Source organism: Escherichia sp. MOD1-EC6300, from assembly GCF_002965045.1.
GTDB classification, from domain to species: Bacteria; Pseudomonadota; Gammaproteobacteria; order Enterobacterales; family Enterobacteriaceae; genus Escherichia; species Escherichia coli_F.
Genome location: NZ_PTRH01000027.1, coordinates 1 through 20,479 on the forward strand (window position 1 = coordinate 1; position 20,479 = coordinate 20,479).

Consider the following 20,479-nt stretch of genomic DNA (forward strand, 5'->3'; position numbering starts at 1 on the left):
TCGTAAGAAAAATGCAACGGTTGCAAGCGGATAATATTCTGCGGAATGCGCAGCACAGAGTGAAGAAGTGATGGATTTCGACGAACAAAAATGGCCGTAGAATCAGCGGCAAGCCGGAAGGGTTCCGGTGAGGCGCAATGTTGCGGGGGGCTTTATCCCTGGTGGCATTGGTTGCTGGAGAGAGAAAACCCCCGCACGTTGCAGGTATGCACCTGACAACACCACGGGGGCCATTCTTGAACCTACACAACTCAAGAGTAGCCGCGAAACGTTGTCATTACAACACTGGCGGCTATATGACGCTCGCAGAGCTGGGCATGGCCTTCTGGCACGATTTAGCGGCTCCGGTCATTGCTGGCATTCTTGCCAGTCTGATCGTGAACTGGCTGAACAAGCGGAAGTAACGTGTCGGACGAGCGTCAGGCTGCCGTAATGGCAATTTGCGCCCGGACCAGGCCGCAGGGATAAAACTCTGCGGCCTTTTTCGTAAGAAAAATGCAACGGTTGCAAGCGGATAATATTCTGCGGAATGTGCAGCACAGAGTGAAGAAGTGATGGATTCCGGAACAGAAAAACAGTCGTAGAATCAGCGGCAAGCCGGAAGGGTTCCGGTGAGGCGCAATGTTGCGGGGGCTTAATCCCTGGTGGCATTGGTTGCTGGAGAGAGAAAACCCCCGCACGTTGCAGGTATGCACCTGACAACATCACGGGGGCTAATCTTGAACCCAAACAACTCAAGAATAGCCGCGAAACGTTGTCATTACAACAGAGGCGGCTATATGACGCTCGCAGAACTGGGCATGGCCTTCTGGCATGATTTAGCGGCTCCGGTCATTGCTGGCATTCTTGCCAGTCTGATCGTGAACTGGCTGAACAAGCGGAAGTAACGTGTCGGACGAGCGTCAGGCTGCCGTAATGGCAATTTGCGCCCGGATCAGGCCGCAGGGGTGAAACTCTGCGGCCTTTTTCGTTCTTATTGCGGGTAAGGCACCCAGTCGCCGCCGTTCAGGCGAACGTACGGTTTATCCTGGTATTGAATAACCACTGCATTTGAGTTCTCGGAGACCGGTGCTGTTTGTGGCAACCCACTGGTGAGTTTTTTCCAGTCAACATTGTCTTCGGTGAAAATCTTACCATCAAGAACGCGAACCACCAGATCGGAGATAGCCAGGAAGCTGCTCGGTTGGTCGATGACAATCGGTGCCCCCTGATGTGGTGCCTTCATGCCGAAGAATTTCACCCCAACGGGGACGTCTGTGATAGACGGGCTAGGGATATCACGTAGGCCAGATACCTGCATTCTGTCGCCCTTCAGCGCGCCACCGTGTTCCGGCACCACTACCACCATCACTTTACGACCCGATTTCTCCAGTTCAGTAAAGAAGGCGTCCAGCTCATCAAAGAATTTCTGCGCTCGCGCTTTGTAATCCGCTGTTTTGCTGACGCCCGGATAATGGTTGCCGTCATGCAGTGGAAGCGTGTTGTAGAACGTGGCACTACGGCTGTTTTTATCTTTTTCGGTAACGTCCAGCCAGCGGTTAAGCACGGCGGTATCGTCATAAACCGGCGAACCATCAAAGCCCAGCAAAATAACCGGCAGATTTGTTTGATCCATCAATTCGGTCTGCATGCCGCCATTTTCGCGAACTTCTTTCAAAAAACCGCCGAACTGGCCGTTATGTCCCATCATCAGGTGCTGGGTAAAGCCCAGTTTCGACAGGTTATCAAACAGATAGCAGTCGTTATTTGCCGGTTGATACAGATTAGTGTGCGAAGTCTGCCCGCAGCTGGCGCGCAGTAAACGGATCGCCGCCGGGCCACTGTAGGAGGTGGCGGAGTTAAAGTTCTTGAACTCAATATCGAAATGCGACCACAGCGGATGCGACATCAACCCGGCGGCTTCAATATCCGACCAGGAAAGCGAACAGATATTAATCACCAGTAGTTCAAATGGCTGAGCATCAGCGGGCAGCGAAGACGGGAAGGTCGATTTACGTTTCGCCTCCGCGTTATAGAAATTATTCAACCAGGCGTTAAGGTTCGCCGTTGTTGGCGGTGCAGTTTGTGCGGGCATATCACCCACTACCGGTGCGCCACCCGTCGCCGCAACGGTTGCCGCTGCGTTACCACCCGTCGTTGTTACAGTGGTCGTCGGTTGACCGGCAGGCCACAAGGAGAAACTTGGTCCCGCCAGGGTAAGTACGTTCAGCCATAGCAGAATGGCAACCACAAAAACGGTAATGCGAATCCATTGTGACAGGAATAACCAGGCCACTAATAAAACAAAAATGGCCCCAATCATCTGCCAGTTAATAAAGCGTGTGACAAGGTCGATTAAATAATCGGTACTGAACCCCGCCACCTGCGAACCCTGGCTCATTATGCTTTCCGGGCCCGGCAACCAGGTGTCATGCCAGAACAAAGCAAAGCCGATCGGCAGGGCAATCCAGTGGCGTAAGCGATGCAGGCTGTAGCGCGGAATGGGCATCAGCAGAAACGCGGCAAACACCAGATTGAGGAGCGGATGGAAGTTAAGATATCCCGCCCACAACAGGCCGAACTTAACCAGAAAATAGAAGTTCCAGCCGGAAAGGCCGCGCCAGTATTGCCAGAGGGAAGAAGGCATGGCGGTATTTTGCGTAAATTGAGTCATTTTTTGGTTGCCCTGGCTTTTTCCGTGCGGCGTAACGTCCCGGCCGGTTTAACATAACGAGGTTTAGCAAAGAACAAACGTAAGGTGTCGCGAATGCGTCGCAAAGAGTGCCGCGCCAGATAGCCCAGCGGGAAAAATATCAGTGCGCAAACGACAATAATTTCAATGATATCGCTGATGGTCATCATGATGAGCGCTCCACAGTATCATCTAACAGTCGCATTGGTTCTGGTATTCTTCGCCAGTGGCGACCATCGTGCTCGGCATTGATGACCGGTTTAGAACTTTGCGTTAAAGGCAGCGGCATGCCCCATTGTTCTGGAGCAAGCAGGCGCATCTGCACCAGCTCGGCACTGATTTGATCATCTTCAAACCAGACCATACGGTTTGAGAAAATGTCGCCAGTCGGCAATGGGAAAATATGATTCAACGCGGTATCCAGATCGTTAATCCGACAGAATGAGAGAAACAGCACCAGCCGATTACCGCCAATGGTCATGATATCGCCGGTACGGTTAGGGCGACACAGCGTCAGGGCTTGCTCAACGCGGATACCCGGTACCGGACGTAGGGCAACCAGAACGCCTTTACCATGTGCAGGCAAGAGAGGGTTATTCATCATGTTGTTAACGGCATTACAGAACACATCCCACTTCTGGAAACCACGTAGTTTGAGCGGCTGGGTCATTGACAGCAAGGTAGTGATATCTTCCGGCACATAGCGACTAAACTTCTGCCCTTGCACGCTTTCGATCATCGTCAGACAGCGGGAGAGTGGCGCATTCCACGGGATAACCATATTTGCACCGCAGGCCAATAACAAACGTTCATCGGTGGCGCGCAGGCTTGCGGTATTTTCCCGTACGAGGATTTTCATCGCACTACCGCGCTGGCGACGCAGAGTATGAATGCTGCGGGCCAGTGGCTCGATTTGCGCATTTTGCTGTAAAGAAAAGACCACCGTCGCCGCCTGAGCGGTACGGGCTTCATTGAACAGAACTTCGTTATTGTTGAACAGTTGCCAGTGTTCCGATAGCGGCGGCGCACCTTCCAGTACAGCAACATTACTCAGAATGCGTTTTTCGTCGCTGCGTGGTTGGATCTCTGCCTCTTCGCTTTGAACTAATGTCCAGATACCTTTTTGTTGCTGAACGCTAAGCTGCTGACGGGCGCTGACCCCTTTTTCGTTGCACCAGAAGGCAATATCCAGCAAATGTTGGTCGCCCTGAAAACGCAAACTGGCAAGACCAAAAAGTGAACGGTATTCCTCAAGCAACAATGAAAATTGTTTATCGTTATTATTTCCGGGATTAATTACCAAAAGCGAACAATGGTTTAACCTGCTCCATTTATTCATTTTATCCAACCATGAGCGAAGCCGTTCGGCAGGAATGTTTTGCCATGCGTTATTTGCGCAAACAAGAATAAAAAGGTAATTATTGGGATCAATAGAACACTGCAAATCACGGGCCAAATAGTATAGACCTTTTTCATGATTTAGCATTGAAAATAATTTTATTTTTTCCGGCCCTTGAGAATCATCTAATTGAAAGATTTTCGCCGGATCGCTGTCCATGCTAATGACCGCGACGTGTGCGGTTTCAGCCTGGGATGCAATTGTTTGATTCGCCAGACTGATAGCATCTTCATGGCGATCGACGTTAAACCACCAGACGCCGCCTGCTGGCATATGTCGCAGCTCATCCCATAATGATGAGATACCGATAGAGAATACAGGGTCCACAATGTCCCTCATGTCATCATTTTGTCTGATTATCAGTTTACTAGCGAAAGCTAAGAAATAAACCTACCATTGAAATTAAAACTTATCAGATTTAGCATGTGAATCAATTTAGCAGGTCACAAGACGTGTGATTTTAGTCTTTTCGTTTTTAACTTTTTTTGTTGCGTAACGGAAAGTCAAAAAGTGAGCAAATTCCCGTCTCGCCGTAAACAATAAACCGGCGAAATGCTCACGGTTAGAATTGTCTCATGAACGGTACGGTTATTTCATAGGGATCAAGCAAATGAATAACAATGAACCAGATACTCTGCCTGATCCCGCGATAGGCTATATCTTCCAGAATGATATTTTGGCGTTAAAGCAGGCGTTTTCACTGCCTGATATTGATTATGCCGATATTTCCCAACGCGAACAGTTGGCCGCGGCATTAAAACGCTGGCCGTTGCTGGCAGAGTTTGCGCAACAAAAGTAGGGGATTGGTGAATGGCCGTACTGGGATTGCAGGGGGTGCGGGGAGGCGTGGGAACAACAACCATCACTGCCGCATTAGCCTGGTCATTACAAATGTTGGGAGAAGATGTCCTGGTGGTCGATGCCTGCCCGGACAACTTGTTGCGCCTGTCATTTAACGTCGATTTTACCCACCGTCAGGGCTGGGCCAGAGCCATGCTGGACGGTCAGGACTGGCGTGACGCCGGGTTGCGCTATACCTCGCAACTCGATTTGCTGCCTTTTGGTCAGTTATCCATTGAAGAACAAGAAAATCCACAGCACTGGCAAACCCGGCTGAGCGATATTTGCTCCGGCTTACAGCAACTAAAAGCCAGCGGGCGTTACCAGTGGATTTTAATCGACTTACCGCGTGATGCCTCGCAGATAACCCACCAGCTGCTGAGTTTGTGCGATCACTCGCTGGCAATCGTCAATGTGGATGCCAACTGCCATATCCGGCTGCATCAGCAGGCGCTGCCGGATGGCGCGCATATTTTGATTAATGACTTCCGTATCGGCAGTCAGGTTCAGGACGATATTTACCAGCTTTGGTTGCAAAGCCAGCGCCGATTACTGCCAATGCTCATTCATCGTGATGAAGCGATGGCTCAATGCCTGGCGGCTAAGCAACCAGTCGGTGAATACCGCAGTGATGCGCTGGCGGCTGAAGAGATACTGACGCTGGCTAACTGGTGCCTGTTGAACTATTCCGGGCTGAAAACACCAGTCGGGAGTGCATCATGAGTATCCTGACCCGGTGGTTGCTTCTCCCGCCGGTCAACGCGCGGCTTATCGGGCGTTATCGCGATTATCGTCGTCACGGCGCGTCGGCTTTCAGCGCGACGCTCGGTTGTTTTTGGTTGATCCTTGCCTGGATTTTTATCCCGCTGGAGCACCCGCGCTGGCAGCGTATTCGCGCAGAACATAAAAACCTGTATCCGCATATCAACGCCTCGCGTCCGCGTCCGCTGGACCCGGTCCGTTATCTCATTCAAACATGCTGGTTACTGATCGGTACATCGCGCAAAGAAACGCCGAAACCGCGCAGGCGGACATTTTCAGGTCTGCAGAATATTCGTGGACGTTACCATCAATGGATGAACGAGCTGCCTGAGCGCGTTAGCCATAAAACACAGCATCTCGATGAGAAAAAAGAACTCGGCCATTTGAGCGCCGGGGCGCGGCGGTTGATCCTCGGTATCATCGTCACCTTCTCGCTGATTCTGGCGTTAATCTGCGTTACCCAGCCGTTTAACCCGCTGGCGCAGTTTATCTTCCTGATGCTGCTGTGGGGTGTAGCGCTGATCGTACGGCGGATGCCGGGGCGCTTCTCGGCGCTAATGTTGATTGTGCTGTCGCTGACCGTTTCTTGCCGTTATATCTGGTGGCGCTACACCTCTACGCTGAACTGGGACGATCCGGTCAGTCTGGTGTGCGGGCTTATTCTGCTGTTCGCTGAAACGTACGCGTGGATTGTGCTGGTGCTCGGCTACTTCCAGGTGGTATGGCCGCTGAATCGTCAGCCGGTGCCATTGCCGAAAGATATGTCGCTGTGGCCGTCGGTGGATATCTTTGTCCCGACTTACAACGAAGATCTCAACGTGGTGAAAAATACGATTTACGCCTCGCTGGGTATCGACTGGCCGAAAGACAAGCTGAACATCTGGATCCTCGATGACGGCGGCAGGGAAGAGTTTCGCCAGTTTGCACAAAACGTGGGGGTGAAATATATCGCCCGTACCACTCATGAACATGCGAAAGCAGGCAACATCAACAATGCGCTGAAATATGCCAAAGGCGAGTTCGTGTCGATTTTCGACTGCGACCACGTGCCGACGCGCTCATTCCTGCAAATGACCATGGGCTGGTTCCTGAAAGAAAAACAGTTGGCGATGATGCAGACGCCGCACCACTTCTTCTCACCGGACCCGTTTGAACGCAACCTCGGGCGTTTTCGTAAAACGCCAAACGAAGGCACGCTGTTTTATGGTCTGGTGCAGGACGGCAATGATATGTGGGATGCCACTTTCTTCTGCGGTTCCTGTGCGGTGATTCGTCGTAAGCCGCTGGATGAGATTGGCGGCATTGCTGTCGAAACGGTAACCGAAGATGCGCATACTTCTCTGCGTTTGCACCGTCGTGGCTACACCTCTGCATATATGCGTATTCCACAGGCGGCGGGGCTGGCGACCGAAAGTCTGTCGGCGCATATCGGTCAGCGTATTCGCTGGGCGCGCGGGATGGTGCAAATCTTCCGTCTCGATAACCCGCTCACCGGTAAAGGGCTGAAGTTTGCTCAGCGGCTGTGCTACGTCAACGCCATGTTCCATTTCTTGTCGGGCATTCCACGACTGATCTTCCTGACTGCGCCGCTGGCGTTCCTGCTGCTGCATGCCTACATCATCTACGCGCCAGCGTTAATGATCGCTCTGTTTGTGCTGCCGCATATGATTCACGCCAGCCTGACCAACTCGAAGATTCAGGGTAAATATCGCCACTCTTTCTGGAGCGAAATCTACGAAACGGTACTGGCGTGGTATATCGCACCACCGACGCTGGTGGCGCTGATTAACCCGCACAAAGGCAAATTTAACGTCACCGCCAAAGGTGGACTGGTGGAAGAAGAGTACGTCGACTGGGTGATCTCACGGCCCTACATTTTCCTGGTATTGCTCAACCTGGTCGGTATTGCGGTCGGTATCTGGCGTTACTTCTACGGCCCGCCAACCGAGATGCTCACTGTCATCGTCAGTATGGTGTGGGTGTTCTACAACCTGATTATTCTCGGTGGTGCGGTAGCGGTATCGGTAGAAAGCAAACAGGTTCGCCGATCGCACCGCGTGGAGATGACGATGCCCGCGGCAATTGCCCGCGAAGATGGTCACCTCTTCTCGTGTACCGTTCAGGATTTCTCCGACGGTGGTTTGGGGATCAAGATCAACGGTCAGGCACAGATTCTGGAAGGGCAGAAAGTGAATCTGTTGCTTAAACGCGGTCAGCAAGAATACGTCTTCCCGGCCCAGGTGGCGCGCGTGATGGGTAATGAAGTTGGGCTGAAATTAATGCCGCTCACCACCCAGCAACATATCGATTTTGTGCAGTGTACGTTTGCCCGTGCGGATACATGGGCGCTCTGGCAGGACAGCTATCCGGAAGATAAGCCGCTGGAAAGTCTGCTGGATATTCTGAAGCTCGGCTTCCGTGGCTACCGCCATCTGGCGGAGTTTGCGCCTTCTTCGGTGAAGGGCATATTCCGTGTGCTGACTTCTCTGGTTTCCTGGGTTGTATCGTTTATTCCGCGCCGCACGGAGCGGAGCGAAACGGCACAACCATCGGATCAGGCTTTGGCTCAACAATGATGATAACGCGATGAAAAGAAAACTATTCTGGATTTGTGCAGTGGCTATGGGGATGAGTGCGTTCCCCTCTTTCATGACGCAGGCGACGCCAGCAACGCAACCACTGATCAATGCTGAGCCAGCTGTAGCCGCCCAGACGGAACAAAATCCGCAGGTGGGGCAAGTGATGCCGGGCGTGCAGGGCGCTGATGCCCCCATCGTGGCGCAGAACGGTCCTTCGCGTGATGTGAAGCTGACCTTTGCGCAAATTGCGCCACCGCCGGGCAGCATGGTGCTACGTGGCATTAACCCGAACGGCAGCATTGAGTTTGGTATGCGCAGCGATGAAGTGGTGACGAAGGCGATGCTCAACCTCGAATACACGCCATCGCCATCGTTACTGCCTGTCCAGTCGCAGTTAAAGGTTTATCTCAATGATGAACTGATGGGCGTGCTGCCAGTGACCAAAGAACAGTTGGGTAAAAAAACGCTGGCACAAATGCCAATTAACCCACTGTTTATTACCGACTTCAACCGTGTGCGGCTGGAGTTTGTCGGTCATTATCAGGACGTGTGCGAAAATCCGGCCAGCACCACGCTTTGGCTGGATGTTGGGCGGAGCAGTGGACTGGATCTGACCTATCAGACCCTGAATGTGAAGAATGATCTGTCACACTTCCCGGTACCATTCTTTGACCCGCGTGATAACCGCACCAACACCTTGCCGATGGTCTTTGCGGGTGCGCCGGATGTTGGGCTGCAACAAGCATCTGCCATTGTCGCCTCGTGGTTTGGTTCGCGTTCTGGCTGGCGTGGGCAGAACTTCCCGGTGCTCTATAACCAACTGCCGGATCGCAATGCCATCGTTTTTGCCACTAATGACAAACGCCCGGACTTCCTGCGCGATCATCCGGCGGTAAAAGCCCCGGTGATTGAGATGATCAACCATCCACAGAATCCTTACGTCAAACTGCTGGTGGTCTTTGGTCGTGACGACAAAGACCTGTTGCAGGCAGCGAAAGGTATCGCTCAGGGTAACATTCTGTTCCGTGGTGAAAGCGTGGTAGTGAATGAAGTGAAACCGCTGCTACCGCGTAAGCCGTACGATGCGCCGAACTGGGTGCGTACCGATCGCCCGGTCACCTTTGGTGAACTAAAAACCTATGAAGAACAGTTACAATCCAGCGGTCTTGAGCCAGCAGCGATTAACGTTTCGCTAAACCTGCCGCCGGATCTCTACCTGATGCGCAGTACCGGCATTGATATGGATATCAACTATCGCTACACCATGCCGCCGGTGAAAGACAGTTCGCGGATGGATATCAGCCTGAATAACCAGTTCCTGCAATCCTTCAACCTGAGCAGTAAACAGGAGGCGAACCGCCTGCTGCTGCGTATTCCGGTATTACAAGGTTTGCTGGATGGCAAAACGGATGTCTCTATTCCGGCGCTGAAACTGGGCGCGACCAACCAGTTGCGGTTCGACTTTGAGTATATGAACCCGATGCCGGGCGGTTCGGTGGATAACTGTATTACCTTCCAGCCGGTGCAGAATCATGTGGTGATTGGTGACGACTCCACCATCGACTTCTCGAAGTATTACCACTTCATCCCGATGCCGGATCTACGCGCCTTTGCTAACGCGGGCTTCCCGTTCAGCCGGATGGCGGATCTGTCACAAACCATCACCGTGATGCCGAAAGCGCCTAACGAAGCACAGATGGAAACCTTGCTGAATACCGTTGGCTTTATCGGTGCGCAGACGGGCTTCCCGGCGATTAACCTGACGGTGACCGATGATGGCAGCACCATTCAGGGCAAAGATGCCGACATCATGATCATCGGTGGTATCCCGGACAAACTGAAAGACGACAAGCAGATCGACCTGTTGGTGCAGGCGACCGAAAGCTGGGTGAAAACGCCGATGCGCCAGACCCCGTTCCCCGGCATTGTGCCGGACGAGAGCGATCGCGCGGCAGAAACTCAATCAACGCTGACCTCTTCCGGTGCGATGGCAGCGGTGATTGGCTTCCAGTCGCCGTATAACGACCAGCGTAGCGTGATTGCGCTGCTGGCAGATAGCCCACGCGGTTATGAAATGCTTAACGATGCGGTGAACGATAGCGGCAAACGCGCCACCATGTTCGGCTCGGTCGCGGTGATCCGCGAGTCCGGTATCAATAGCCTGCGTGTTGGCGACGTCTATTACGTTGGCCATCTGCCGTGGTTCGAACGCTTATGGTATGCGCTGGCAAACCATCCGATTCTGCTGGCGGTGCTGGCGGCAATCAGCGTCGTGCTGCTGGCCTGGGTACTGTGGCGTTTGCTGCGTATTATCAGCCGTCGTCGTCTTAACCCGGATAACGAGTAATTGAAGATGAATGTGTTGCGTAGTGGACTCGTGACGATGCTGCTGCTGGCTGCCTTTAGTGTTCAGGCAGCCTGCAACTGGCCTGCCTGGGAGCAGTTCAAAAAGGATTACATCAGTCAGGAAGGGCGCGTCATCGACCCCAGCGACGCGCGCAAAATCACCACCTCCGAAGGGCAAAGTTACGGCATGTTCTTTGCCCTGGCGGCTAACGACCGTGCAGCTTTCGATAATATTCTCGACTGGACGCAGAACAATCTCGCTCAGGGTTCTTTAAAAGAACATTTGCCCGCCTGGCTGTGGGGCAAGAAAGAGAACAGTAAGTGGGAAGTGCTGGACAGCAATTCGGCCTCTGATGGTGATGTCTGGATGGCCTGGTCGTTGCTGGAGGCGGGGCGTTTGTGGAAAGAGCAGCGTTATACCGACATCGGCAGCGCGTTGTTAAAACGTATTGCGCGGGAGGAAGTGGTGACGGTGCCTGGGCTGGGTTCCATGTTGTTACCGGGCAAAGTGGGATTTGCTGAGGATAACAGCTGGTGTTTTAACCCCAGCTACCTGCCGCCGACGCTGGCGCAGTATTTCACCCGCTTTGGCGCGCCGTGGACTACGCTGCGCGAAACCAATCAACGTTTATTGCTGGAAACCGCCCCGAAAGGCTTTTCACCAGACTGGGTGCGCTATGAGAAAGACAAAGGCTGGCAGCTAAAAGCCGAAAAAACATTGATCAGCAGCTACGACGCTATCCGTGTTTACATGTGGGTAGGCATGATGCCTGACAGCGATCCGCAAAAAGCGCGGATGCTCAACCGGTTTAAACCGATGGCGACATTCACCGAGAAAAACGGCTATCCGCCGGAAAAAGTCGATGTGGCTACGGGGAAAGCGCAGGGTAAAGGACCGGTCGGTTTTTCTGCCGCCATGCTGCCCTTTTTACAAAACCGCGATGCACAGGCCGTTCAGCGCCAGCGCGTGGCCGATAACTTTCCCGGCAGCGATGCCTATTACAACTATGTGCTGACCCTGTTTGGACAAGGCTGGGATCAACACCGTTTCCGCTTCTCGACAAAAGGTGAGTTATTACCTGACTGGGGCCAGGAATGCGCAAATTCACACTAAACATATTCACGCTTTCCCTCGGTCTGGCCGTCATGCCGATGGTCGAGGCAGCACCAACCGCTCAGCAACAGTTGCTGGAGCAAGTTCGGTTAGGCGAAGCGACCCATCGTGAAGACCTGGTGCAACAGTCGTTGTATCGGCTGGAACTTATTGATCCAAATAACCCGGACGTCGTTGCCGCCCGTTTCCGTTCTCTGTTACGTCAGGGCGATATTGATGGCGCGCAAAAACAGCTCGATCGGCTGTCGCAGTTAGCGCCGAGTTCAAATGCGTATAAATCGTCGCGGACCACAATGTTACTTTCTACGCCGGATGGTCGTCAGGCACTGCAACAGGCAAGATTGCAGGCGACTACCGGTCATGCAGAAGAAGCTGTGGCGAGTTACAACAAGCTGTTCAACGGTGCGCCGCCGGAAGGTGACATTGCCGTCGAGTACTGGAGTACGGTGGCGAAAATTCCGGCTCGCCGTGGCGAAGCGATTAATCAGCTAAAACGCATTAATGCGGATACGCCAGGCAATACGGGCCTGCAAAACAATCTGGCGCTATTGCTGTTTAGTAGCGATCGCCGTGATGAAGGTTTTGCTGTACTGGAGCAGATGGCGAAATCGAACGCCGGGCGCGAGGGAGCCTCTAAAATCTGGTACGGGCAGATTAAAGACATGCCTGTCAGCGATGCCAGCGTGCAGGCGCTGAAAAAATATCTCTCTATCTTTAGCGATGGCGACAGCGTAGCTGCTGCGCAATCGCAACTGGCAGAACAGCAAAAACAACTGGCCGATCCTGCTTTCCGCGCACGTGTGCAAGGTTTAGCGGCGGTGGACTCTGGCATGGCGGGTAAAGCCATTCCCGAACTACAACAGGCAGTGCGGGCGAACCCGAAAGACAGTGAGGCACTGGGGGCGCTGGGCCAGGCGTATTCTCAGAAAGGCGATCGCGTCAATGCGGTGGCGAATCTGGAAAAAGCCCTCGCACTGGACCCGCACAGCAGCAACAACGACAAATGGAACAGTCTGCTGAAAGTAAACCGCTACTGGCTGGCGATCCAGCAGGGTGATGCCGCGCTGAAAGCCAATAATCCTGACCGGGCAGAACGCCTGTTCCAGCAGGCGCGCAGTGTCGATAACACCGACAGCTATGCGGTGTTGGGGCTGGGCGATGTGGCGATGGCGCGAAAAGATTATTCCGCCGCCGAACGCTATTACCAGCAGACGCTGCGCATGGACAGCGGCAATACCAACGCCGTGCGCGGGCTGGCGAATATTTACCGCCAGCAATCGCCAGAAAAAGCAGAAGCGTTTATCGCCTCGCTCTCTGCCAGCCAGCGGCGCAGCATTGATGATATCGAACGTAGCCTGCAAAACGATCATCTGGCACAGCAGGCAGAGGCACTGGAAAACCAGGGCAAATGGGCGCAGGCAGCAGCACTTCAGCGGCAACGACTGGCACTGGACCCCGGCAGTGTATGGATTACTTACCGACTTTCGCAGGATCTCTGGCAGGCCGGACAACGCAGCCAGGCCGATACGTTAATGCGCAATCTCGCGCAGCAGAAGCCGAACGACCCGGAGCAGGTTTACGCTTACGGGCTGTACCTCTCAGGTCACGACCAGGACAGAGCGGCACTGGCGCATATCAACAGCCTGCCGCGCGCGCAGTGGAACAGCAATATTCAGGAGCTGGTTAATCGGCTGCAAAGCGACCAGGTGCTGGAAACCGCTAATCGCCTGCGAGAAAACGGTAAAGAGGCAGAAGCAGAAGCGATGCTGCGCCAGCAACCGCCTTCCTCGCGTATTGATCTGACGCTGGCTGACTGGGCGCAACAACGACGTGATTACGCTGCTGCCCGTGCTGCATATCAGAATGTCCTGACGCGGGAGCCAACTAACGCTGATGCCATTCTTGGCCTGACGGAAGTGGATATCGCTGCCGGTGACAAAGCGGCGGCACGTAGCCAACTGGCGAAACTGCCTGCCACCGATAACGCCTCCCTGAACACACAGCGGCGCGTGGCGCTGGCGCAGGCGCAGCTTGGCGATACCGCAGCGGCGCAGCAGACATTTAACAAGCTGATCCCGCAGGCAAAATCTCAGCCACCGTCGATGGAAAGCGCGATGGTACTGCGCGACGGTGCGAAGTTTGAAGCGCAGGCGGGCGATCCAACGCAGGCGCTGGAAACCTACAAAGACGCGATGGTCGCATCCGGTGTGACCACGACGCGTCCGCAGGATAACGACACCTTTACCCGGCTGACTCGTAACGACGAGAAAGATGACTGGCTGAAACGCGGCGTGCGCAGCGATGCGGCAGATCTCTACCGCCAGCAGGATCTTAACGTCACCCTTGAGCATGATTATTGGGGATCGAGCGGCACCGGTGGTTATTCCGATCTGAAAGCGCACACCACTATGTTGCAGGTGGACGCACCGTATTCTGACGGGCGGATGTTCTTTCGCAGTGATTTCGTCAATATGAACGTCGGCAGTTTCTCCACGAATGCCGATGGCAAATGGGATGACAACTGGGGCACCTGTACATTACAGGACTGTAGCGGCAACCGCAGCCAGTCGGATTCCGGTGCCAGCGTGGCGGTCGGCTGGCGAAATGACGTCTGGAGCTGGGATATCGGCACCACGCCGATGGGCTTCAACGTGGTGGATGTGGTCGGCGGCATCAGTTACAGCGATGATATCGGGCCGCTGGGTTACACAGTTAACGCCCATCGTCGGCCCATCTCCAGTTCTTTGCTGGCCTTTGGCGGGCAAAAAGACTCCCCGAGCAATACCGGGAAAAAATGGGGCGGCGTGCGTGCCGACGGCGTGGGGCTAAGCCTGAGCTACGATAAAGGTGAAGCAAACGGCGTCTGGGCATCGCTTAGCGGTGACCAGTTAACCGGTAAAAATGTCGAAGATAACTGGCGCGTGCGCTGGATGACGGGCTATTACTATAAGGTCATCAACCAGAATAATCGCCGTGTGACCATTGGCCTGAACAATATGATCTGGCATTACGACAAAGACCTGAGTGGGTACTCACTCGGTCAGGGCGGTTACTACAGCCCGCAGGAATACCTGTCGTTTGCCATTCCGGTGATGTGGCGTGAACGGACAGAAAACTGGTCGTGGGAGCTGGGGGCGTCTGGTTCGTGGTCGCATTCGCGCACCAAAACCATGCCGCGGTATCCGCTGATGAATCTGATCCCGACTGACTGGCAGGAAGAAGCTGCGCGGCAATCCAACGATGGCGGCAGCAGTCAGGGCTTTGGCTATACGGCGCGGGCATTACTTGAGCGTCGCGTCACATCCAACTGGTTTGTCGGTACGGCAATTGATATCCAGCAAGCGAAGGATTACGCGCCCAGCCATTTCCTGCTCTACGTACGTTATTCCGCCGCCGGATGGCAGGGTGACATGGATTTACCGCCGCAGCCGCTGATACCTTACGCCGACTGGTAAGTTTTCAGATAGCGCCTCTCTTAATGCCGCTGCGATCGGGTATACTCGGGCGGCAATCTGGGATTTCCGGGGGGAGACAATTTGCGCGTAAGTCGCTCGTTAACAATCAAGCAGATGGCAATGGTGGCAGCCGTTGTCCTGGTGTTCGTTTTTATTTTTTGCACCGTTTTGCTGTTCCATCTGGTCCAGCAGAATCGCTATAACACGGCTACGCAACTGGAAAGCATTGCTCGCTCTGTCCGCGAACCCTTATCTTCTGCCATTTTGAAAGGCGATATTCCCGAAGCGGAAGCTATTCTTGCCAGCATTAAACCGGCAGGCGTGGTCAGCCGTGCCGATGTGGTGCTGCCTAACCAGTTCCAGGCGCTGCGTAAAAGTTTTATTCCAGAGCGTCCGGTGCCGGTAATGGTTACTCGCATGTTTGAGCTACCGGTGCAAATCTCGCTGGGCGTTTACTCGCTGGAACGTCCGGCAAACCCGCAGCCAATTGCCTATCTGGTGCTACAGGCGGATTCCTTCCGCATGTATAAGTTCGTGATGAGCACCCTCTCGACGTTAGTGACCATTTACTTACTTTTGTCGTTAATATTGACGGTGGCGATTAGCTGGTGCATTAACCGCCTGATTTTGCATCCGTTACGCAATATTGCTCGTGAACTTAACGCCATCCCAGCCCAGGAGCTTGTTGGTCACCAACTGGCATTACCACGTCTGCATCAGGACGATGAAATCGGTATGCTGGTGCGCAGTTACAACCTCAACCAGCAATTGCTGCAGCGCCATTATGAAGAACAGAACGAAAATGCGATGCGCTTCCCGGTGTCGGATTTGCCGAACAAAGCCTTGCTGATGGAGATGCTGGAGCAGGTTGTCGCGCGTAAACAAACCACCGCGCTGATGATTATCACCTGTGAAACCCTGCGTGATACTGCGGGCGTGCTGAAAGAGGCGCAACGAGAAATTCTGCTGCTGACGCTGGTGGAAAAACTCAAATCGGTACTGTCGCCACGTATGATCCTCGCGCAGATTAGTGGTTATGACTTTGCTGTCATTGCCAACGGTGTACAGGAGCCGTGGCATGCTATTACTTTAGGTCAGCAAGTGCTCACTATCATGAGCGAGCGCCTGCCGATTGAACGTATTCAACTCCGTCCGCACTGTAGCATTGGCGTGGCGATGTTCTACGGCGATCTCACCGCCGAACAGCTTTACAGTCGCGCTATTTCTGCGGCATTTACCGCTCGCCATAAAGGTAAGAATCAGATTCAGTTCTTTGATCCGCAGCAGATGGAAGCCGCCCAACAGCGGTTGACGGAAGAGAGCGATATCCTTAATGCACTGGAAAATCATCAGTTTGCGATTTGGTTACAGCCACAGGTCGAGATGACCAGCGGTAAACTGGTCAGTGCGGAAGTGTTACTGCGTATCCAGCAACCGGATGGCAGTTGGGATCTGCCGGATGGCTTAATCGATCGCATTGAGTGCTGTGGGCTGATGGTTACCGTCGGTCACTGGGTGCTGGAAGAGTCCTGTCGACTGCTGGCTGCCTGGCAAGAGCGCGGCATTATGTTGCCCTTGTCGGTAAACCTCTCAGCGCTGCAACTGATGCACCCGAATATGGTAGCGGATATGCTGGAACTGTTAACCCGCTATCGCATTCAGCCGGGAACACTGATTCTGGAAGTGACAGAAAGCCGACGTATTGACGACCCTCATGCAGCGGTGGCAATCCTCCGCCCGTTGCGTAATGCCGGCGTTCGGGTGGCGCTGGATGATTTCGGCATGGGCTACGCAGGGCTGCGTCAGCTGCAGCATATGAAATCGTTGCCAATCGACGTGTTAAAAATCGACAAAATGTTTGTTGAAGGCTTGCCGGAAGATAGCAGCATGATTGCTGCAATTATCATGTTGGCGCAAAGCCTGAACTTACAAATGATTGCCGAAGGCGTGGAGACTGAAGCACAACGCGACTGGCTGGCAAAAGCGGGCGTTGGTATTGCCCAGGGCTTCCTTTTTGCTCGCCCACTCCCTATTGAAATCTTCGAAGAGAGTTACCTGGAAGAAAAGTAGCTACCCCAAACTGATTACAAAACTTTAAAAAGTGCTGGTTTGTGCGAGCCAGCTCAAACTTTTTAACCTTTTTGTTTCAATTATGATCCAGGTACATTTCTGTGATGTTGTCTGGGTGTTATTTTAAGGCCGCAGGTACCCCATAACCTTACAAGACCTGTGGTTTTACTAAAGGACACCCTATGAAAACCTCTCTGTTTAAAAGCCTTTACTTTCAGGTCCTGACAGCGATAGCCATTGGTATTCTCCTTGGCCATTTCTACCCTGAAATAGGCGAGCAAATGAAACCGCTTGGCGACGGGTTCGTTAAGCTCATTAAGATGATCATCGCTCCTGTCATCTTTTGTACCGTCGTAACGGGCATTGCGGGCATGGAAAGCATGAAGGCGGTCGGTCGTACCGGCGCAGTCGCACTGCTTTACTTTGAAATTGTCAGCACCATCGCACTGATTATTGGTCTTATCATCGTTAACGTCGTGCAGCCTGGTGCCGGAATGAACGTCGATCCGGCAACGCTTGATGCGAAAGCGGTAGCGGTTTACGCCGATCAGGCGAAAGACCAGGGCATTGTCGCCTTCATTATGGATGTCATCCCGGCGAGCGTCATTGGCGCATTTGCCAGCGGTAACATTCTGCAGGTGCTGCTGTTTGCCGTACTGTTTGGTTTTGCGCTCCACCGTCTGGGCAGCAAAGGCCAACTGATTTTTAACGTTATCGAAAGTTTCTCGCAGGTCATTTTCGGCATCATCAATATGATCATGCGTCTGGCACCTATTGGTGCGTTCGGGGCAATGGCGTTTACTATCGGTAAATACGGCGTCGGCACACTGGTGCAACTGGGGCAGCTGATTATCTGCTTCTACATCACCTGTATCCTGTTTGTGGTGCTGGTACTGGGTTCAATCGCTAAAGCGACTGGTTTCAGTATCTTCAAATTTATCCGCTACATCCGTGAAGAACTGCTGATTGTACTGGGGACTTCATCTTCCGAGTCGGCGCTGCCGCGTATGCTCGACAAGATGGAGAAACTCGGCTGCCGCAAATCGGTGGTGGGGCTGGTCATCCCGACAGGCTACTCGTTTAACCTTGATGGCACATCGATATACCTGACAATGGCGGCGGTGTTTATCGCCCAGGCCACTAACAGTCAGATGGATATCGTCCACCAAATCACGCTGTTAATCGTGTTGCTGCTTTCTTCTAAAGGGGCGGCAGGGGTAACGGGTAGTGGCTTTATCGTGCTGGCAGCGACGCTCTCTGCGGTGGGCCATTTGCCGGTAGCGGGTCTGGCGCTAATTCTTGGTATCGACCGCTTTATGTCAGAAGCTCGTGCGCTGACTAACCTGGTCGGTAACGGCGTAGCGACCATTGTTGTTGCTAAGTGGGTGAAAGAACTGGACCACAAAAAACTGGACGATGTGCTGAATAATCGTGCGCCGGATGGCAAAACGCACGAATTATCCTCTTAATCTCACCACTTATGCCCGCACTCCCTTCCCCGAATGCGGGTGTTTGCGCATAATTGACCCCTGTGCCTGAACTTACCACCTGGGTGAGTTCAGGTTTATTTCACTTCTTCCGTGACATTTTCATGTTCTTGCGGTCTAACACGAAGTGTTTTTAACGTCATTTAGACTGACCGACAACGGGCAGTTTTTTATTACCAGGATAGTTGATCAGGGGTTCACATGCAGGGCACAAAAATTCGACTTTTAGCGGGCGGTTTGCTGATGATGGCCACTGCTGGCTATGTGCAGGCAGATGCGCTCCAGCCTGATCCAGCATGGCAACAGGGGACGCTTTCCAACGGTTTACAGTGGCAAGTGCTGACCACGCCCCAGCGTCCCAGCGATCGCGTTGAAATTCGCCTGCTGGTTAATACCGGTTCGCTCGCCGAAAGTACACAACAGAGCGGTTACAGTCACGCCATCCCTCGTATTGCGTTAACGCAAAGCGGTGGCCTTGAAGCAGCACAGGCGCGTTCATTGTGGCAGCAGGGGATCGACCCTAAACGCCCGATGCCGCCGGTAATTGTCTCTTATGACACCACGCTGTTTAATCTGAGTTTGCCCAATAACCGTAACGACTTGCTGAAAGAAGCGCTCTCTTATCTGGCAAATGCCACTGGCAAACTGACTATCACGCCAGAAACCATCAACCACGCGCTGCAAAGTCAGGACATGGTGGCAACCTGGCCTGCCGATACTAAAGAGGGCTGGTGGCGCTATCGTCTGAAAGGATCAACCTTGTTAGGTCACGATCCTGCCGATCCGCTGAAACAACCCGTTGAAGCGGAAAAGATTAAAGATTTCTATCAGAAATGGTACACCCCGGATGCAATGACGCTGCTGGTGGTGGGAAACGTGGATGCGCGCTCGGTTGTCGACCAAATCAACAAAACGTTTGGCGAACTGAAAGGCAAACGTGAAACACCGGCTCCGGTGCCGACGCTTTCTCCGCTGCGTCCTGAAGCGGTGAGTATTATGACCGATGCGGTACGTCAGGACCGGTTATCTATCATGTGGGATACGCCGTGGCAGCCAATTCGTGAATCAGCCGCACTGCTGCGCTACTGGCGTGCGGACCTGGCCCGTGAGGCGCTGTTCTGGCACGTTCAGCAAGCGTTAAGCACCAGTAACAGCAAAGACATCGGTCTTGGATTTGACTGCCGTGTGCTGTATCTGCGTGCGCAGTGTGCCATCAACATCGAATCACCAAACGACAAGCTGAACAGCAACCTTAATTTGGTAGCGCGTGAGCTGGCAAAGGTTCGCGATAAAGGTCTGCCGGAAGAAGAGTTCAATGCGTTAGTGGCGCAAAAGAAACTGGAGCTGCAGAAACTGTTTGCCGCCTATGCGCGAGCTGATACCGATATTTTGATGGGTCAGCGGATGCGTTCGTTGCAAAATCAGGTCGTTGATATCGCGCCGGAGCAATATCAGAAACTGCGCCAGGACTTCCTTAACAGCCTGACGGTGGAGATGTTAAATCAGGATCTGCGTCAGCAGTTGTCGAACGATATGGCGTTAATTCTTCTGCAGCCGAAAGGCGAGCCAGAATTTAACATGAAAGCGTTGCAGGCGGCCTGGGATCAAATCATGGCCCCATCTACTACTGCTGCCACAACCTCAGTTGCCACGGATGACGTACATCCTGAAGTGACGGATATTCCACCCGCACAGTAATGCCTGATGGTGATGAGTTAGCACAACCATCAGGTATTTATGGATGAGCTGGATAGAG

General features: G+C 53.3%; 14 protein-coding genes. 11 read left to right on the forward strand and 3 right to left on the reverse strand.

The features are described 5' to 3' along the window. Positions 1 to 296 precede the first annotated feature (296 nt). Both BGE37_RS23580 and BGE37_RS25285 read left to right on the forward strand, forming a co-directional pair. The gene (locus BGE37_RS23580; RefSeq protein ID WP_000170738.1) at positions 297 to 404 is read left to right on the forward strand and encodes a type I toxin-antitoxin system toxin Ldr family protein; all 108 of its coding nucleotides are present in this window, start codon (positions 297 to 299) and stop codon (positions 402 to 404) included. A 375-nt stretch (positions 405 to 779) separates the two neighbouring features. Then, on the forward strand, positions 780 to 887 hold the full coding sequence (locus tag BGE37_RS25285; protein WP_000170738.1) for a type I toxin-antitoxin system toxin Ldr family protein: 108 nt from the start codon (positions 780 to 782) through the stop codon (positions 885 to 887). A gap of 86 nt (positions 888 to 973) precedes the next feature. Here the strand turns inward: BGE37_RS25285 and bcsG are convergent, their stop codons facing one another. From bcsG to bcsE, 3 genes are read right to left on the reverse strand one after another with little or no spacing between them, the layout of a single operon-like run. Beyond that, a complete protein-coding gene (gene bcsG / locus BGE37_RS23595; protein WP_000191596.1) occupies positions 974 to 2,653 on the reverse strand; it encodes a cellulose biosynthesis protein BcsG in 1,680 nt (559 codons plus the stop codon). Then, positions 2,650 to 2,841, reverse strand: a complete 192-nt coding sequence (bcsF, locus tag BGE37_RS23600) for a cellulose biosynthesis protein BcsF (RefSeq protein WP_000988308.1) — start codon at positions 2,839 to 2,841, stop codon at positions 2,650 to 2,652. Before bcsF ends, bcsG begins: the two co-directional genes overlap by 4 nt. After that, positions 2,838 to 4,409, reverse strand: coding sequence for a cellulose biosynthesis c-di-GMP-binding protein BcsE (bcsE, locus tag BGE37_RS23605; protein ID WP_105277794.1), 1,572 nt, complete (start codon positions 4,407 to 4,409; stop codon positions 2,838 to 2,840). Before bcsE ends, bcsF begins: the two co-directional genes overlap by 4 nt. A gap of 271 nt (positions 4,410 to 4,680) precedes the next feature. Between bcsE and bcsR the strand changes: the two genes are divergently transcribed. The 9 genes from bcsR to BGE37_RS23660 all read left to right on the forward strand — a co-directional run bounded on the left by bcsR (position 4,681) and on the right by BGE37_RS23660 (position 20,421). After that, positions 4,681 to 4,869, forward strand: coding sequence for a cellulose biosynthesis protein BcsR (gene bcsR, locus BGE37_RS23610; RefSeq protein ID WP_001063314.1), 189 nt, complete (start codon positions 4,681 to 4,683; stop codon positions 4,867 to 4,869). A gap of 11 nt (positions 4,870 to 4,880) precedes the next feature. Beyond that, the gene (bcsQ, locus tag BGE37_RS23615; protein ID WP_032185391.1) at positions 4,881 to 5,633 is read left to right on the forward strand and encodes a cellulose biosynthesis protein BcsQ; all 753 of its coding nucleotides are present in this window, start codon (positions 4,881 to 4,883) and stop codon (positions 5,631 to 5,633) included. Then, a complete protein-coding gene (bcsA, locus tag BGE37_RS23620) occupies positions 5,630 to 8,248 on the forward strand; it encodes a UDP-forming cellulose synthase catalytic subunit (RefSeq protein ID WP_105288513.1) in 2,619 nt (872 codons plus the stop codon). Before bcsQ ends, bcsA begins: the two co-directional genes overlap by 4 nt. 10 nt (positions 8,249 to 8,258) lie before the next feature. Then, positions 8,259 to 10,598: a cellulose biosynthesis cyclic di-GMP-binding regulatory protein BcsB gene (gene bcsB, locus BGE37_RS23625; RefSeq protein WP_001355017.1), complete on the forward strand. Its 2,340-nt coding sequence runs from the start codon at positions 8,259 to 8,261 to the stop codon at positions 10,596 to 10,598. Between the two features lie 6 nt (positions 10,599 to 10,604). Then, positions 10,605 to 11,711 (forward strand): cellulose synthase complex periplasmic endoglucanase BcsZ, encoded by a 1,107-nt coding sequence (bcsZ, locus tag BGE37_RS23630; protein WP_105288514.1) that lies wholly within the window; start codon positions 10,605 to 10,607, stop codon positions 11,709 to 11,711. Next, positions 11,693 to 15,166, forward strand: a complete 3,474-nt coding sequence (bcsC, locus tag BGE37_RS23635) for a cellulose synthase complex outer membrane protein BcsC (protein ID WP_105288515.1) — start codon at positions 11,693 to 11,695, stop codon at positions 15,164 to 15,166. The genes bcsZ and bcsC overlap by 19 nt, the downstream gene beginning before the upstream one ends. Before the next feature lie 81 nt (positions 15,167 to 15,247). Then, positions 15,248 to 17,236, forward strand: coding sequence for a biofilm formation regulator HmsP (gene hmsP / locus BGE37_RS23640; protein ID WP_001266333.1), 1,989 nt, complete (start codon positions 15,248 to 15,250; stop codon positions 17,234 to 17,236). Positions 17,237 to 17,418: 182 nt separating this feature from the next. Then, positions 17,419 to 18,705: a C4-dicarboxylate transporter DctC gene (dctA, locus tag BGE37_RS23650; RefSeq protein WP_000858214.1), complete on the forward strand. Its 1,287-nt coding sequence runs from the start codon at positions 17,419 to 17,421 to the stop codon at positions 18,703 to 18,705. Positions 18,706 to 18,924: 219 nt separating this feature from the next. Beyond that, a complete protein-coding gene (locus BGE37_RS23660; RefSeq protein WP_001163161.1) occupies positions 18,925 to 20,421 on the forward strand; it encodes a M16 family metallopeptidase in 1,497 nt (498 codons plus the stop codon). Positions 20,422 to 20,479: the final 58 nt, after the last annotated feature.

Bases quoted from the DNA above. Each gene is read 5' to 3' on its own strand.
- BGE37_RS23580 (WP_000170738.1), top strand. From the start codon at position 297: ATGACGCTCGCAGAGCTGGGCATGGCCTTCTGGCACGATTTAGCGGCT.
- bcsB (WP_001355017.1), top strand. From the start codon at position 8,259: ATGAAAAGAAAACTATTCTGGATTTGTGCAGTGGCTATGGGGATGAGT.
- bcsZ (WP_105288514.1), top strand. From the start codon at position 10,605: ATGAATGTGTTGCGTAGTGGACTCGTGACGATGCTGCTGCTGGCTGCC.
- BGE37_RS23660 (WP_001163161.1), top strand. From the start codon at position 18,925: ATGCAGGGCACAAAAATTCGACTTTTAGCGGGCGGTTTGCTGATGATG.
- bcsE (WP_105277794.1), bottom strand. From the start codon at position 4,409: ATGAGGGACATTGTGGACCCTGTATTCTCTATCGGTATCTCATCATTA.
- bcsR (WP_001063314.1), top strand. From the start codon at position 4,681: ATGAATAACAATGAACCAGATACTCTGCCTGATCCCGCGATAGGCTAT.
- bcsC (WP_105288515.1), top strand. From the start codon at position 11,693: ATGCGCAAATTCACACTAAACATATTCACGCTTTCCCTCGGTCTGGCC.
- dctA (WP_000858214.1), top strand. From the start codon at position 17,419: ATGAAAACCTCTCTGTTTAAAAGCCTTTACTTTCAGGTCCTGACAGCG.
- bcsG (WP_000191596.1), bottom strand. From the start codon at position 2,653: ATGACTCAATTTACGCAAAATACCGCCATGCCTTCTTCCCTCTGGCAA.
- BGE37_RS25285 (WP_000170738.1), top strand. From the start codon at position 780: ATGACGCTCGCAGAACTGGGCATGGCCTTCTGGCATGATTTAGCGGCT.
- bcsQ (WP_032185391.1), top strand. From the start codon at position 4,881: ATGGCCGTACTGGGATTGCAGGGGGTGCGGGGAGGCGTGGGAACAACA.
- bcsA (WP_105288513.1), top strand. From the start codon at position 5,630: ATGAGTATCCTGACCCGGTGGTTGCTTCTCCCGCCGGTCAACGCGCGG.
- bcsF (WP_000988308.1), bottom strand. From the start codon at position 2,841: ATGATGACCATCAGCGATATCATTGAAATTATTGTCGTTTGCGCACTG.